Here is a 15,986-nt window from a genome sequence, read left to right as displayed (position 1 = left end):
ATGCGGTGAGGGCGTGGCAGCAACATCGCCATGCCCTGGTAACAGCAGCCATTGACGAAGATTTAGGGCCGGCGCCTTTGGGTCACACCAGGGCACCAGCCTCAAACTCAAGGAGTTTGGAATGAAAGCATTGCTCGACCTATTCCGTCAGGTACAGCAAGAAGAGCAGTTTGACGCGATCAAGATCGGCCTCGCGTCGCCTGAGAAAATCCGTTCGTGGTCGTTCGGCGAAGTCAAGAAGCCCGAGACCATCAACTACCGTACGTTCAAGCCAGAGCGTGACGGTCTGTTCTGCGCCAAGATCTTCGGCCCGATCAAGGACTACGAGTGCCTGTGCGGCAAGTACAAGCGCCTGAAGCACCGTGGCGTGATCTGCGAGAAGTGCGGCGTTGAAGTGACGCTGGCCAAGGTGCGCCGTGAGCGCATGGGCCACATTGAACTGGCTGCGCCGACCGCGCACATCTGGTTCCTGAAGTCGCTGCCGTCGCGTCTGGGCATGGTGCTCGACATGACGCTGCGCGACATCGAGCGCGTGCTGTACTTCGAAGCATTCGTCGTGGTTGAGCCGGGCATGACCGCGCTCAAGAAGAGCCAGATCATGTCGGAAGACGACTACCTGGCCAAGTGCGACGAGTACGGCGAGGGTGAATTCGTCGCCATGATGGGCGCCGAAGGCATTCGCGAGCTGCTGCGCGGTATCGACATCGAGAAGCAGATCGAGACGATCCGCGCCGAGCTGCAGGCCACGGGTTCGGAAGCCAAGATCAAGAAGTTCGCCAAGCGCCTGAAGGTGCTCGAGGCATTCCAGCGTTCGGGCATCAAGCCGGACTGGATGATCCTGGAAGTGCTGCCGGTGCTGCCGCCCGAGCTGCGTCCGCTGGTGCCGCTGGACGGCGGCCGTTTCGCCACGTCGGACCTGAACGATCTGTATCGCCGCGTGATCAACCGGAACAACCGTCTGAAGCGTCTGCTCGAGTTGAAGGCGCCGGAGATTATCGTGCGCAACGAAAAGCGCATGCTGCAGGAAGCCGTGGATTCGCTGCTGGACAACGGCCGTCGCGGCAAGGCGATGACCGGCGCCAACAAGCGTCCGCTGAAGTCGCTGGCTGAAATGATCAAGGGTAAGGGCGGCCGTTTCCGTCAGAACCTGCTGGGCAAGCGCGTGGACTACTCGGGCCGTTCGGTCATCGTGGTGGGCCCGACGCTGAAGCTGCATCAGTGCGGCCTGCCCAAGCTGATGGCGCTCGAGCTCTTCAAGCCGTTCATCTTCCACAAGCTGGAAACGATGGGCATCGCCACCACGATCAAGGCGGCGAAGAAGGAAGTGGAAAGCCAGACGCCGGTGGTGTGGGACATCCTCGAAGAGGTGATCCGCGAACACCCGGTGATGCTGAACCGTGCGCCGACGCTGCACCGTTTGGGTATCCAGGCGTTCGAGCCGGTGCTGATCGAAGGCAAGGCCATCCAGCTGCATCCGCTGGTCTGCGCGGCGTTCAACGCCGACTTCGACGGCGACCAGATGGCTGTTCACGTTCCGCTGTCGCTCGAAGCGCAGATGGAAGCGCGCACGCTGATGCTGGCGTCGAACAACGTGCTGTTCCCGGCCAACGGCGATCCGTCGATCGTTCCGTCGCAAGACGTGGTGCTGGGTCTGTACTACACGACCCGCGACAAGATCAACGGCAAGGGCGAGGGCATGACCTTCGCTGACATCTCGGAAGTGATCCGCGCCTACGAGAACAAGGAAGTCGAACTGGCTTCGCGTGTGAACGTGCGGATCACCGAGTATGAGCTGGTGAACCCGGAAGCCGACGGCGACGCCCGTTTTGCACCGAAGATCACGCTGCAATCGACCACGGTCGGCCGCGCGATCCTGTCGGAGATCCTGCCGAAGGGTCTGCCGTTCTCGGTGCTGAACAAGCCGCTGAAGAAGAAGGAAATTTCGCGCCTGATCAACACGGCATTCCGCAAGTGCGGTCTGCGCGAAACCGTGATCTTCGCTGACAAGCTGCTGCAGTCGGGCTTCCGCCTGGCAACGCGCGCCGGTATCTCGATCGCCATCGACGACATGCTGGTGCCGCCGGCCAAGGAGAAGATCATCTCTGAGGCAGCCGCCAAGGTGAAGGAATACGACAAGCAGTACATGTCGGGTCTGGTGACGGACCAGGAGCGTTACAACAACGTCGTGGACATCTGGGGCGCCGCTGGTGACCAGGTGGGCAAGGCGATGATGGAGCAGCTCCAGACCGAAGACGTGGTCGACCGCAACGGCAACACCGTCAAGCAAGAGTCGTTCAACTCCATCTACATGATGGCCGACTCGGGCGCACGGGGTTCCGCGGCGCAGATCCGCCAGCTGGCAGGTATGCGTGGCCTGATGGCCAAGCCGGACGGCTCGATTATCGAGACGCCGATTACCGCAAACTTCCGCGAAGGCCTGAACGTTCTGCAGTACTTCATCTCGACCCACGGTGCACGTAAGGGTCTGGCGGATACGGCACTGAAGACCGCGAACTCGGGTTACCTGACCCGTCGTCTGGTCGACGTGACGCAGGATCTGGTGGTGGTGGAAGACGATTGCGGCACCTCCAACGGCGTGGCCATGAAGGCCCTGGTCGAAGGCGGTGAAGTGATCGAAGCCCTGCGCGACCGTATCCTCGGCCGCGTGGTCGTCAACGACGTGGTGAACCCCGAAACGCAGGAAACCGCGATCGAGGCTGGCACGCTGCTCGACGAAGACATGGTGGACCTGATCGACGCGCTCGGCGTGGACGAGGTGAAGGTCCGCACGCCGCTGTCCTGCGACACGCGTTACGGCCTGTGCGCCAAGTGCTACGGTCGCGACCTCGGCCGCGGTGTGCTGGTCAACTCCGGCGAAGCAGTGGGTGTGATCGCTGCGCAGTCGATCGGTGAGCCGGGCACGCAGCTGACGATGCGTACGTTCCACATCGGTGGTGCGGCATCGCGTGCGGCAGTGGCATCGAGCGTGGAAGCGAAGGCAACCGGTACCGTGCGTTTCACGGCGACCATGCGTTACGTCACCAACGCGAAGGGCGAGCAGATCGTCATCTCGCGTTCGGGCGAAGCGCTGATCACCGACGACCACGGCCGTGAGCGTGAGCGCCACAAGATCACGTACGGCGCGACGCTGCTGGTCAAGGATGGTCAGTCCATCAAGGCCGGCACGCAGCTCGCCACGTGGGATCCGCTGACGCGTCCGATCATTTCGGAGTACTCGGGCACCATCAAGTTCGAGAACGTCGAAGAAGGCGTGACCGTCGCCAAGCAGATGGACGAAGTGACCGGTCTGTCGACGCTGGTGGTGATCGATGCGAAGCGTCGTACCGCTGCCACGAAGGGCATCCGTCCGCAGGTGAAGCTGCTCGACTCGTCGGGCGCGGAAGTGAAGATCCCGGGCACGGACCACTCCGTGACCATCGGCTTCCAGGTGGGCGCGCTGATCACCGTGAAGGACGGTCAGCAAGTGCACGTGGGTGAAGTGCTCGCACGTATCCCGACCGAATCGCAGAAGACGCGTGACATTACCGGTGGTCTGCCGCGTGTGGCCGAGCTGTTCGAAGCGCGTTCGCCGAAGGACGCCGCCGTGCTGGCGGAAGTCACCGGTACGGTTTCGTTCGGTAAGGACACCAAGGGCAAGCAGCGCCTGGTGATTACGGATCTCGACGGCAACGCCCACGAGTTCCTGATCGCCAAGGAAAAGCAGGTGCTGGTGCACGACGGCCAGGTGGTCAACAAGGGCGAGATGATCGTCGAAGGCCCGGCCGACCCGCACGACATCCTGCGTCTGAAGGGCGTGGAAGAGCTGGCGACCTACATCGTCGACGAAGTGCAGGACGTGTACCGTCTGCAAGGTGTGAAGATCAACGACAAGCACATCGAAGTGATTGTTCGTCAGATGCTGCGCCGCGTGCAGATCGTCGATACCGGCGACACCCGCTTTATCCCGGGTGAACAGGTGGAGCGTTCGGACCTGCTCGACGAGAACGACAAGGTGATCGCGCTGGGCAAGCGTCCGGCGACCTACGAGAACCTGCTGCTGGGTATTACGAAGGCATCGTTGTCGACCGACAGCTTCATCTCGGCGGCGTCGTTCCAGGAAACCACGCGCGTGCTGACCGAAGCCGCCATCATGGGCAAGGTCGACGACCTGCGTGGTCTGAAGGAAAACGTCATCGTGGGCCGTCTGATCCCGGCCGGTACCGGCTTGGCCTACCACCGCGCCCGCAAGGCGAAGGAAGTGGCCGACCGCGACCGCGCTGCAGCGATTGCCGAAGAAGAAGCCGCTTCGATCTTCGAAACGCCCGCCGTTCAGCAAGAAGGCGACGCGTAAGCGAACGCCAGCAACACCATCAAAGCCCGGCCATGTGCCGGGCTTTTTTTGTCCGCTTTTCGCCAAGGCACCGTGTGCAGACACCAAACAACACTGGTGCTGTCGGGTTCGTATTTTCTTGAGACGTTAACCCGCCTTAACATGCCAACCGCTATGATTTCCCGGCTATAGACCGGCACTTTTTACAATCTGCGCGCCCTCCAGCGGAGCAGATTCCAGCAAGTCGCCGGCCCCTCCAGTCTTGCCGACGATTCCTCCATGAAGCTCACACGCAAGCAGATCGCCGCTGGTGCGGTCGCCCTGGTCGTTGCCGGCGCGGCGGTGGTGCAGATTGTCTGGCACCCGTTTGGCCGCTCGCGCGCGCTGCACGCCCGCCAAGTCCAGCTCGACCTGACCTATCCCGACGCCCTCATCGACAGCCAGAGCCTGTCGCAACTGCCGCGCGACGTGCTGCGTGTGCCGTTGCTGCGCGACGTGCTCACCGAAGATTTCGTGGCCTATTACGAAGGCAACGAAGACCGCCTCTCGGTGGCCGGTGCGCTGCGCCGCCTGGCGTACGAGCAGAAGCTCGACCTGGCCGAGACGGTGCTCAAGCACGTGTTTGACGAACCCGCCCGCGTGATGCTGTGGCGCGGCCCCGACGACAAGCTGCGCTACTGGGTGCTCTCGATGCAGCGCAACGGCCTCGCCAAGGCGCTGGAAGCCGTCGCCACTGTTGCCACCAGCGACACGCAGCTCACCAAGGTCGCCGATGGGCTCGGCGATTCCGGCGCGCCGGTCTATGCGCTCAGGCTTTCAGCCACGCGTTCGATCCTGATTGCCAGCAAGGGCGACCGGCTGATCGCGCTGTCCGAGCCCGGCATGCTGCTGGACAAGGACGGCAAGCCGATCTCCAAGCAGGCGAACGCGCTGGCGGCGCTGTTCTCCGACGACGCTGGCAAGCGCAATGTGCAAGGCACGGCGTACGCGCTGCCCGCGCAGGAACCGACGGGCCATCACGTTGTGGTGAGCGCCAACTATCTGTCGTTCGGTTATCAGCAGTACTTCCCCGGCATTGAAGCGCTGCGTTTCGACTTCGGTTCGGGCAAGGACGGCGCGGGCAACGGCTGGCAGAGCGCCGCGCTCATCGACCCGGCCCGGCTTTCGGCCAAGTGGGATAACGCCGGCCTGTGGCGGGCGCTGCCGTCTGATCCTGCCGCGTGCGCGACGCTGCCGGTCGACTGGAAGGCCGCTGGCTCGCTGCTGAAGTCCGTGGCTGGCGATGCCAAGGAGGTCAGCGAAGCCGCCGCGCATGTCGGTGAGGCATTCGCGGGCCCGGCTGCAGTGTGCTGGTACGGCAAGTCGTCGCTGGTGGCGCCGTTGTTCGTGGCGAAGCTGTCGTCGGTGTCGCAGGCAGAAGCCGTTAAGCCGGCGCTCGGCGCGCTATTCGGCAAGATCGTCGGTTCGTACGAAGCCAAGGCGCAGGCCGACGACAAGTCCGGTCCGTACAAGCGCCTGCCGGTGACGACAAAGCAGGGCCCTGCCAACGCCACGCTGTGGCAGCGCCCGGTCAGCGCGCGCTACGGTACGGCCCAATCGGCCGCCGCACCGTTTGCGGCGCAGCTGTCGGCCGATCGCTACTTCCCAGTCACGCTCGCGATTGCGGGCGATGTGGTCGTGTTCTCGCCCGACGCGCGTCTCGTCGAAGACGCCCTGGCGGTGCTCGCGAAGCGCTTCCCCGCCGTGGCAGATAGCCTGCCGAAGGACAAGACCGATCGCATCGTCCTGACGATGACGCCCGCATCGCTCGCGCCGCTCGTTCGCCGCGAAGCCGGAGCCGCCCTGCCCGCCGATCAGGAAGCGGTGTTCCTCAACGCGGCGCAGACGCATCTGTTTCCGAAGCTCAAGGCGTTGTCGCGGTACGCGCCCGTATCGCTGGCGCTGGATGGCGGTGTGCCGCCGGCGCGCGGTTGGGTGCCGGTGACGTGGCTGTCGAGCGGACGCGGCCTGCCTGCCGGCGGAGATGGCACGCCCGCGGCGGTGGACTCAGCGGTATCGCCGGGGCCGTCGGCGGATGTGCCGGCCACGGCGGTGGCGCCCGCTTCCCAAGACAACACCAGCTCGCAATGACGCTGCGCGCCCAGGCCGCCGCGTTGAACCGCCGCCGTTGGTTGACGGCGGCGGGCGCCTGCCTGCTCGCTCCGTCTGTACATGCGCTGTCGGGCTGGGCCGATACGGCGCCCGCCGATGCCGATGCCCTTACGGCGGATCAATCCAGCGTGTTTCGCGCGTGGTTCGTTCGCATCGTCAACGAGCAGCTCCGACAAGGCCCGACGCCGCGCTGGACGCATCGCGACTGCGCCGGCCTGGTGCGCTTTGCCGCCGGCGAGGCGCTGCGCCCCCACGACGCCCGCTGGCTGCGCGCCAATGGCATGCGCGATGCAGATTCCGCCCGGCAACTGCCGCCCGAGCTGAACCTCACGCCTGCCCAGCGCACGCTCACGCAGCGGTGGGCACGCTTCGATGGCAGCACCGGCGCCTATGTCTCGGCGCTGGGGCTCATCCAGCAGAACAGCCGCTTCATCGCCAAGGACGTCAACCAGGCGCTCCCGGGCGATCTGCTCTTCTTCGATCAAGGCGACGACCAGCATCTGATGATCTGGATGGATCGCTACATCGCTTACCACACCGGCACCGTCACCCGCACCGACAACGGCCTGCGCGCGGTCCCGGTTTCTGAACTGATGCAATGGAAAGACTCGCGCTGGCAGCCGCAGAGCGGCAACCCCAACTTCATCGGCGTGTTTCGTCTGGCCTTTTTGACACGGTAGAAAACCTCATGCGCAACCGTTGGCTGTCGTTCAATCTCGTTGGCGCCGTCTGCGTGACGGTGCTGGCGTTGGTCGCTTCGGTGCCGACAGCGCACGCGGCCGACGCGCCGGTAGCGCCGAACCCCACGCTGTTCGACGTGCCGGGCAGCGGCTACGAGCCCATCAAGGGACAGCCGTTCTTCCTGCTCTCGGATGCGAGCTACGGCACCGATCAGGAAGCGCTGGTCCGCCTCGAAGCCCCGGGCCGCGAGTACAAGGACGAACTGTCCCGCTACGGCGGCGCCGACATCCTCGTCTACCGCGTGCCGCAGCCGCTGGAATTTCTGAAGGCGCAGAAGAACCTGCACCGCATTGACGTCAAGGCCAACTACACGGGCGAAGGCCTGGCCAATACGCTGGCCTATCTGTGGGACAACTGGACGCGCCAGGCCCGCCGCGCCTGGCAGCGCGTGCTGTCGTTCGCCACGCGCAGCAAGGCCGTGGAGACCGCGCCGCAGTTCAGCATGGGCGATCAGATGACCGCGCCCACGCGCTTCTCGAACAACCCGCAGTACGCGCCGCTCAAGGGCTACGAACTGCTGGGCCGCTTCCGCTACCCGATCTGGGATGCCAAGCCCATCGCACCACCCAAGGACGTGAAGCTCGAGGGCAGCAGCAGCGAATGGATGCCGCAGAACGCCGGCAACGTGATGATCCCGGTCGGCAAGCTGCAGGCGGGTCTGTACATCGTTGAAGCCGTGATTGGGGCGTACCGTGCGCACACGCTGCTATTCGTGTCGGACACCGTGGCTGTCACCAAGGGTACGTCGCAAGGGATGATGGTGTGGACGGCCGAGCGCAAGAGCGGCAAGCCCGTCGCCGGCGCATCGGTCAGCTGGACCGACGGCGTAGGCGTGCTGGCATCAGGCACCACCGAAGCTGACGGCACGGCCGACCTGCGCCACGTGTCGCCCGAACGCAGCTACGTGATCGGCAGCGACCGCGCGGGCGGCGTGTTCATCTCCGAGAATTTCTATTACGACAGCGAGATCTACAACACCAAGCTGTACGCCTTCACCGATCGCCCGCTGTATCGCCCGGGCGACGAAGTCAGCGTCAAGTTCATCGGCCGCAACTTCAAGAACGCGACCGAGTCGACCGTGCCGGCGGCCGGCGACATCAAGCTGCAAGTGCTTGACCCGAATGGTGCGCCGGTGGCCACTTCCACCACGCGGCTGGCGGGCGAGACGGGCGCCGACGCGCGCTTTACGCTGCCATCCAACGCACCGGCCGGTGGCTACTCGCTGCGCTTCGACTACAACGGCGGCACGTACGGCGGCGCCTTCCGCGTGGCCGAATACATCAAGCCACACTTTGACGTGAACCTGTCGCTCGACAAGGCGAGCTACGGCACGGGCGAAGCGGTCAAGGGCAAGATCAGCCTGCGCTATCCGGATGGCAAGCCCGTCAAGAACGGCAAGGTGTCGGTCAGCCTGCGCGCGCAGCAGGTGACGATGGTGGAGGGCGAGCTGCGCTACGCGGGCCTGTTCCCCGTCAAGCTGGAGCAGCAGGAACTGACCACCGATGGGGACGGCAACGCCAAGCTGGAACTGCCCGCCGCCAAGGAACCGAGCCGCTACGTCGTGACCGTGTTTGCCAACGATGGCGCGGCGTACCGCGTGAAGGTCACGCGTGAATTGCTCATCGCACGTGGCGCAACGCCGTACAAGCTGTCGACCACGTCGAACTTCACCACGCCGGGGCAGAGCGTCTCGTTCACGCTCACGCCGATGCCGGTTGTCGGTGGAGCAAGCGGTGCCAGCGCGCCGCCCGCCAAGTGGGATCTGGTGCGCCTGGAAACGCGCACGCGCACCGAAGGCACGCTGGCGCCGGATGCGAAGGGCAACGCCACGTTCCCGGTCAAGTTTGACCAGCCGGGTTCGTACACGCTGTCGGTGCGCGATGCGGCCGGTAACCTGCTTGCCGCATCCAGCCACTGGGTGGCCGGCGATGGCGTGCAGACTGTGCCGGGCAACATCGAAATGGTGTTCGACCGCGATCGCTACCAGATTGGCGACACGGCCGAAGCGCTGATCACCTTCCCGCTGCCGGTCGACGATGCGCTACTCACGCTCGAGCGTGACAAGGTCGAGCACCACGCGCTGCTCACGCGCGGCGGCGAATGGCTCAGCCTGACGAAGGTCACGCCGTCGCAATACCGCGCGCGCATCAAGATCGGCGCGGAGTTCGCGCCCAACATGACGTTCTCGGTGCTGTACGTGCGCGACGGCGACATGGTGTTCCAGAACGCCGGCATCGTCGTCACGCAACCGACGCTGGACCTGGGCGTGCATGCGGACAAGGCCGTCTACGCCCCGGGTGAGACCGTGACGCTGGACCTGACCAGCGCGCTGGCGGGCAAGCCCGTGCCGGCCAACCTGACCGTGTCGGTGGTCGACGAAATGATTTACGTGCTGCAGCCAGAGGTGGCGCCCAGCATCGTCGATTTCTTCTATCACCCACGCCGCAACAGCGTGCGCACTACGTCGAGCCAGAGTTTCATCAGCTACGATCTGGCGCTCGCTTCGCTGCCGGGCAAACCGGGTGGAACGTATGGCCGCCACAACGAGCGCGGCGTGAAGGTGTTGGAGCGGCCCCGCCGCGACGAGCAGGACACCGCCGCTTGGGTCGCCAACCTGCAGACCGGCGCTGACGGCCGCGCCCGCATGACGTTCAAGATGCCGGATTCGCTGGCGCGCTGGCGGATCACGGTGCGTGCGGTGTCCACCACCGGCGCATCGGACGGCGTCGTTGGCCAGCGCACGGCGAGCATTCGCTCTGACAAGCCGCTGTACCTGAAATGGACGGGCCCGCAACGCTTCCGCGAGACCGACCAGCCGCGCCTGGACATGGTCGCCTTCAACCAAACCGACAAGGACATCACCGCCGACTGGATCGTCTCGGGCGCCGGCCTCAATATCAACCAGCGCGTGACGCTCAAGCGCGGCGCCAACTACCTGCGCGCGCCCATTACGGCGCTGCAGGCGGGTGTCGTGAACGCCGAGCTGAAGCAGGACGACAAGGTTTCGGACCGTCTGCAGACCACGCTCAAGCTGGATGCAACGGGCTGGCTGGCCGACCGTGAAAACGTCGTCCCGCTCACGCAGCTGCAGGGCACGCGCCTGCCGCTTGGCCTGCCGGCTGATGCGCGCGACGTGCGCCTGCGTGTGGTCGGCAACACCGCCAGCCAGTTCGCCCGCGTGGCGGATGACCTGATCGAGTATCCGTACGGTTGCGCCGAGCAGACGGCCAGCCGCCTGATCCCACTCGCACTCGCCCAGCAGAGCCTGGCAGCCACCGGGACGCGCTTGGGCTATGGCGGTGCGGCCGGCACGCAAGGCGTCGACGCGCTGCTGCGCACGCAACGTCAGCGTCTCGCACTGCTGGCGGGCACCAACGGCACCTTCGGCTGGTGGGGCGAGCTGACCACCAGCAGCGCGCTCATCACGTCGTATGCGTATTACGCGGATTGGCTTGCCAGCCGCTCGGTCGGCATCAGCCTGCCGGCAGACAACTGGAAGCAGGTGCTCGAAGCCTACAAGCGCACCAGCCAGAACGAGCCGCTGCTGCATCGCGCGCTGGCCCTGTGGTTCGCCAATGAGATGGGCCTGCCGGTGGCGACGCCGCTCTCGGGCGTGGCGAACGAGCTTGCGCCCAGTGGCGGCAAGGCAGCCAAGGCCACGGCTGATGCCGACCCCGCAGCGGGTGACAGCCTGATCTTCGTGGCGCCGGATTCGCCGCGCGGGCGCCAGGTCGCGACGGTGCTGACGGCACAGCTGATGCGCCAGATCGGTCAGCCGGTGCCGGAAGCGCTGGTCTCTGCCGAGATTGCTGCACGCAATGCGCTGGCTGCCAACACCTCGCCGCTGGTGCAGAGCCTGTTGCTGATGGGCGGCGGGCGCTCGGCTGCCGATCCGGCCCCGCTGCTGGCCCGCGCCAGCGCGGCCCTGCCGACGATGGATCGCGCTGTCGCGCTGGTCTGGCTGCAGAAGGGTCTGGGTGGGCTGCAAGGCGCCAGCGTGGCCGCCATCCAGCCGGCCGTCTCGGCGGGCGGTTGGCAGGCGACGCGCTCGCCGGTGGGTGTGCCGACGTGGCGCTGGACCGGCGCACAAGCCCCCGCCGCGCTGGACCTGACGGCGGCGCCAACCGACGTGACCACGCAATCGGCCATCGTGTCGTACCGCAGCCGCGCGGCCGAGGCCTCCAAGCTGCCGATCACGGTGGAGCGCAAGCTGTACCGTCTTGAGCCGACCGACAGCGCGCCCGCCAAGGCCGATCCAAAGGCGCCCAAGCAGGCGGCGGCCGGCGCCAGCAGCAGTGGCATCGCCTTTACCGCCAAGCCGGTCAAGCCGGGCGACACACTCGACAGCAATGCGCTCTACGTCGACGAGGTCGTGCTGACGCCGCGCCAGGGCACGTACCGCTACGGCCTGGTCGAAGTGCCGCTGCCGCCTGGGGCCGAAGTGGAGGCCACCACGTGGGGCATCCAGATCGACGGCCTGAAGGGTGAGCCGAACGAAGGCAATGGCGCGCAGGCGTTCGAGCGCAAAGCCGCGTATGAAATGGGCCAGCTCTCGTACAACCAGCCGGTGCCCGCGCTGGAACGCCCGACCGTGCTGCGCCAGCTTGTGCGCTTCTCGCTGCCGGGCCGCTTTGCGCTGCCGCCGGTGCGCTATTTCCGCATGTACCAGCCGGAAGCCAAAGCGTTCCAAGGCGACGGCAAGACCGCCAGCTATCCGTTCAAGGTGGAGTGATCTGGCGATGCCTTCCCGCCTGCTCGCGCGTGGTGTGCTGACCGGTCTGCTCTGGGCCGGCGGCGCACTCGCGCCTGCCGGGCAGGCTGGGCACGCCCTCGCCGCGCCGGTTGTCCAGTCGCTTTCGCAGCTGCGATATGCCGCTTTGCATGGCGACGAAGCCAAGCTCTGGCAATTCAGCGCTGACCCTGCCGGCGGCGTGCCGCAAGCCACCGCGTTGCCGCGCGACACCGAAACACCGCTCGGCAGCGTCTGGAAACTCTTCGTCTACAGCTATCTCGTCTCGCGCCGCATCAGCACGCCCGACTACACGTGTCACGGCAACGACGCCGATGAGGTCTACTGCTGCACCGCCGGCAACAGCATCGACCGCGAGCGCGCGCTCATCCAGTCGTGCGGACGCTATTTCGAACCGGCGCGCCTCGGGCTGGACCGCACGGATTGGAGGCGCTTCTGGCAGCAAGCCGGGGCGCCCACATGGCTGCGCGAGCTGCGTGCCATGCAGCCGACGCATCGCGTGCCGGTCGCCGATCTGCTCACCGCGCTGCGCAGCGTTCCGGCCGATGGTCGCGAAGCGGCCGCGCAAACGCTCGTCTCCGTGCTGACCGTCGGGCGTGGCGAGGGCACGGTGTCGGACTTCGGCGGGCTGCTGCGCGCCAAGACGTGGACGATGCCCGACCCGCAGCGGCCCGGCGCGTCGATCGGCGGCGCCGCGGGCTGGCTGGCCGACGGCACGCCTGTCTGGCTAAGTGGTGCCGGATCGAGCAATCAGGTGCTGGCCGCCGCCGCACCGCGTCTCACATCGTTGATCGAGCAGACGCCCGTGCCCGACGACGATGCCTGTGTCGTGGTGGATTTCTTCGCGCGTTACCCGATTCGCGAAGTGCGCGACGCCAGCGGCAAGCCGGTCGCCTCCGGTCGCTTGGAAGGCCGCTACGCCGTGCGCTTCGTCAACGGCAACACGCTGCCCATCGAGAGCAAGGGGGAGCTGACGCTCGCGCGCCAGAACAACGTGCAGGTCATTACCGGCCGCCTGGGCATGAACGATTACGTGGCGCGCGTGGTTGAGCGCGAAGGCGAACTCGCCGAGCCCCAGGCAGCGCGTGCGTTGGCCGTGGCGGCGCGCAGCTACCTCGTGCAGCACGCCTCGCGCGACAGGGGCTGCTACCGAATCGCCGACAGCTCGCGCACCCAGCGTGTGCTGCCGCGCCCGCCGATGGCCGCCGCACGCAACGCAGCCCAATTTACCGACACGCTGGTATTGGCGGGCCAGTCCGTGCAATACCACGGCACCATCAGCGCGCGCGGCCAGATGAGCTGGACCGCGGCGCGCGCCGCTGCTCAGCGCGGCCAGGGGTTCGACGCCATCCTCGCGCAGTGGTGGCCGCAGGCGACGCTCACGTCGTTTCAGAGCCCGGTGGCGGGGGATTGTTCACCCGTGGCAGGGGCACAGCAGTGGCTGCAGGCGCGTGCGCCCGGTTGGTCCGCGCGTCTTCGCGCAGAGGCGGGCTATGAGACGCCGCCGCTGCCCGCCGTGTGCGTCGTGCACGAGGGCCGGCCGTACGCCGATGCGCGCCGCAACCGGCTGTACGTGCACCGCCTTGCGACCGAGGAAGACCGCATCGCGCTGACGCACGAGTATCTGCACCTCGCCTTTGCGCGCCACCCGCGCGGGCAGGACGAACAGTTTGTCGAGGCGATGGCGCGTCGCCTGATCCGAGGGGAGGGTTTGCTGTGAAGAGTGGGATGACGCGCTTGGCGCTGGGCACCGTCGCGCTGCTGCTGGCCCCTTCGGCGCTGGCTGAGCCGGTGGCCGATCTGGAAGGGCCGATCGGCGGCTGGCGCAACAGCAAGCTGACCAACGAGCTGGAACAGTACACCGCGGCGTATCCGAAACCCCCCGTGGACCGTGGCGCGCAAAAGTACCGCACGCTCATCGCCGGGCGCATCCGCGCGGCCGGCAAGCAGCGCCGCCCGCCGGTGCTCGTCGTCAACGGCAACGCCATGCCGCTGTATGGCGATGGCGAAGGCCGTTTTGCGCGCCCCTGGGCGTTCGGCCCCGGCTCGAACAGCGTCGAAATCGTCAGCGCCGACGGCCAGTCACGCCAACGCCTGCAGTTCTACGAGGCCGACACCACCAAGACATCGGCCAAGCTGCGCGCCGTCCTCACGTGGGACGACCCGCGCGCCGAGGTCGACATGCACGTCATTTCGCCGATTGGCGACCACGCGTTCTGGGCGCAGCCGCTGCTGTCCGACGGCGGCGGCCTCGACGTGGACAGCGTCGACGGTGCCGGGCCGGAGATTTTCTCGACCGCCGCGCCACGCCCGGGCGTGTGGCTGTTCTACGTGAACTATTGGGGCAACTTCAACGCCGGCGGCTACAACTTCGACGAAAAGGCACACGACCGGGATCTCATCACCGCACAATTGACGCTGATCTATAACGAGAACACGCCCAACGAGCGGCGCGAGTTCGTCAGTGTGCCGCTGCGCAAGATCGGCGAGCTGGCGCTGATGAAATCGATCCGCTTCTGACGTGACGCACATGAAGCCTTCCACTTTCCGTCTCGCCGCTGCCATCGCGCTGGCCGCGTTTGCGGCCGCTGGCAATGTGCTTGCGCAAACCGACGCCGGCAATATCGAGATGAAGGCGCCGCTCAATGGCTGGCGCAATTCGGCGGGCGATGAATCCCGCTACACGCAGGACGTGCATTACCCGGCCGTATCGGTGTCGACGCCCCAAGGGCAGGGTGTGGCGTCGATGATCGCCGGGCGCATCCGCAACCAGCCGAAGGCTGCCGCAGCAACGGAAGAAAACAAGCCGCGCCGCCGCCGTGGCGCCGATGGCTCGTCGGTGGGCACGCTGATCGTCAATGGCGTGGCCATGCCGCAGCGCATCGAGGCCGACGGTACGTTCTCGCGCCCGTATGCATTTGGCGCCGGCAGCAACAGCGTGGAGGTGCGCAGCGCGCGCGGCGACGCCAAGCGCGTGCAGTTCTACGACAGCTACGCCGGCAAGCAGCGTCCGCGTTTGCGCGTGGTCCTGTCGTGGGACACCGATGGCACCGATCTCGACTTGCACGTCATATCGCCCGACGGCCAGCATGCCTGGTACGGCAACCGCGTGGTCGAAAACGGTGGGGCGCTCGACGTGGACGTCACCACCGGGTATGGTCCCGAGATCTACTCGAACCCGGCCCCCGTGCCCGGCACGTATCTCGTCTACGTGAATTACTACGGCAGCGGCAATGACGGCAGTGCGATCACCACCGCCACCGTCAGCATCATCACCGACGAGAACACGCCGTCCGAGCGCCAGCAGACGTTTGTCGTGCCGATGCGCAAGGCCGGCGATCTGACGCTGTTACGCAGTTTCACGATGAAATAGGATCGCCATGGACTCCCAGACTGTTGCCGTCTACGACAACCTTGCCGAAACCTTCGCGCAGGAGTGGCGCGATCAGCCGGCGCCTGAAGACCTGTACGCGTTGCTGCGCCGTGAGTTCAAGGCAGGCGGCGCCACTGCCGACATCGGCTGCGGCGCGGGCCGCGAGGTGGCGTGGCTCAACACCAACGGTTATCCGGCGGTCGGCTACGACGCGTCTGCTGCGCTGCTGGAAACGGCACGCGAGCAATATCCGGGGTTGTCGTTCCGGCAGGCGCTTTTGCCTGAATTGGTCGGCATTGCCGAAGGCGCGTTCGACAACGTCCTCTGCGAGACCGTCATCATGCATCTGCCGCCCGGGCAGATTGGCGCGGCGGTGCAGCGGCTGGTGTCGTTGCTGCGACCGGGCGGCACGCTGTATCTGAGCTGGCGCGTCACGCCCGACGCCGACCAGCGCGATGGGCGCGGCCGGCTCTTCACGTCGTTCGATGCGGCGCCCGTGCGCGAGGCGCTGGCCGGCACTGAGGTGGTTTTCGACGAAGCGGCTGTCAGCCAGTCATCGGGGCGGACGATCCATCGCATCGTTGCGCGCACGGTCTGATCGCTGCGTTGCCCACAATCCGACTGTCCTGATTGACCACCCC

The 15,986-nt window shown here is 66.1% G+C and carries 8 protein-coding genes; all 8 read left to right on the top strand.

Features of this window, described 5'->3' with window-relative positions:
- Positions 1 to 121: 121 nt before the first annotated feature.
- The 8 genes from rpoC (at position 122) to RP6297_RS13740 (ending at position 15,943) form a co-directional block, all read left to right on the top strand.
- Positions 122 to 4,351, top strand: coding sequence for a DNA-directed RNA polymerase subunit beta' (gene rpoC, locus RP6297_RS13775; RefSeq protein WP_009241878.1), 4,230 nt, complete (start codon positions 122 to 124; stop codon positions 4,349 to 4,351).
- Positions 4,352 to 4,609: 258 nt separating this feature from the next.
- Complete coding sequence (locus RP6297_RS13770) at positions 4,610 to 6,460, top strand: DUF2138 domain-containing protein (protein ID WP_009241879.1); 1,851 nt, start codon at positions 4,610 to 4,612, stop codon at positions 6,458 to 6,460.
- On the top strand, positions 6,457 to 7,161 hold the full coding sequence (locus RP6297_RS13765) for a DUF1175 domain-containing protein (RefSeq protein WP_009241880.1): 705 nt from the start codon (positions 6,457 to 6,459) through the stop codon (positions 7,159 to 7,161). Before RP6297_RS13770 ends, RP6297_RS13765 begins: the two co-directional genes overlap by 4 nt.
- Before the next feature lie 8 nt (positions 7,162 to 7,169).
- Positions 7,170 to 11,954 (top strand): alpha-2-macroglobulin family protein, encoded by a 4,785-nt coding sequence (locus RP6297_RS13760; protein WP_009241881.1) that lies wholly within the window; start codon positions 7,170 to 7,172, stop codon positions 11,952 to 11,954.
- Between the two features lie 7 nt (positions 11,955 to 11,961).
- On the top strand, positions 11,962 to 13,692 hold the full coding sequence (locus RP6297_RS13755) for a DUF2300 domain-containing protein (protein WP_009241882.1): 1,731 nt from the start codon (positions 11,962 to 11,964) through the stop codon (positions 13,690 to 13,692).
- A gap of 8 nt (positions 13,693 to 13,700) precedes the next feature.
- Positions 13,701 to 14,492, top strand: a complete 792-nt coding sequence (locus RP6297_RS13750) for a YfaP family protein (RefSeq protein ID WP_009277652.1) — start codon at positions 13,701 to 13,703, stop codon at positions 14,490 to 14,492.
- Between the two features lie 10 nt (positions 14,493 to 14,502).
- Positions 14,503 to 15,345, top strand: a complete 843-nt coding sequence (locus tag RP6297_RS13745) for a YfaP family protein (RefSeq protein ID WP_009241884.1) — start codon at positions 14,503 to 14,505, stop codon at positions 15,343 to 15,345.
- 7 nt (positions 15,346 to 15,352) lie between these two features.
- Positions 15,353 to 15,943 (top strand): class I SAM-dependent methyltransferase, encoded by a 591-nt coding sequence (locus tag RP6297_RS13740; RefSeq protein ID WP_009241885.1) that lies wholly within the window; start codon positions 15,353 to 15,355, stop codon positions 15,941 to 15,943.
- Positions 15,944 to 15,986 lie beyond the last annotated feature (43 nt).

The organism is Ralstonia pickettii (genome assembly GCF_016466415.2).
GTDB classification, from domain to species: Bacteria; Pseudomonadota; Gammaproteobacteria; order Burkholderiales; family Burkholderiaceae; genus Ralstonia; species Ralstonia pickettii.
This window is presented reverse-complemented; position numbering and strand designations above follow the sequence as displayed.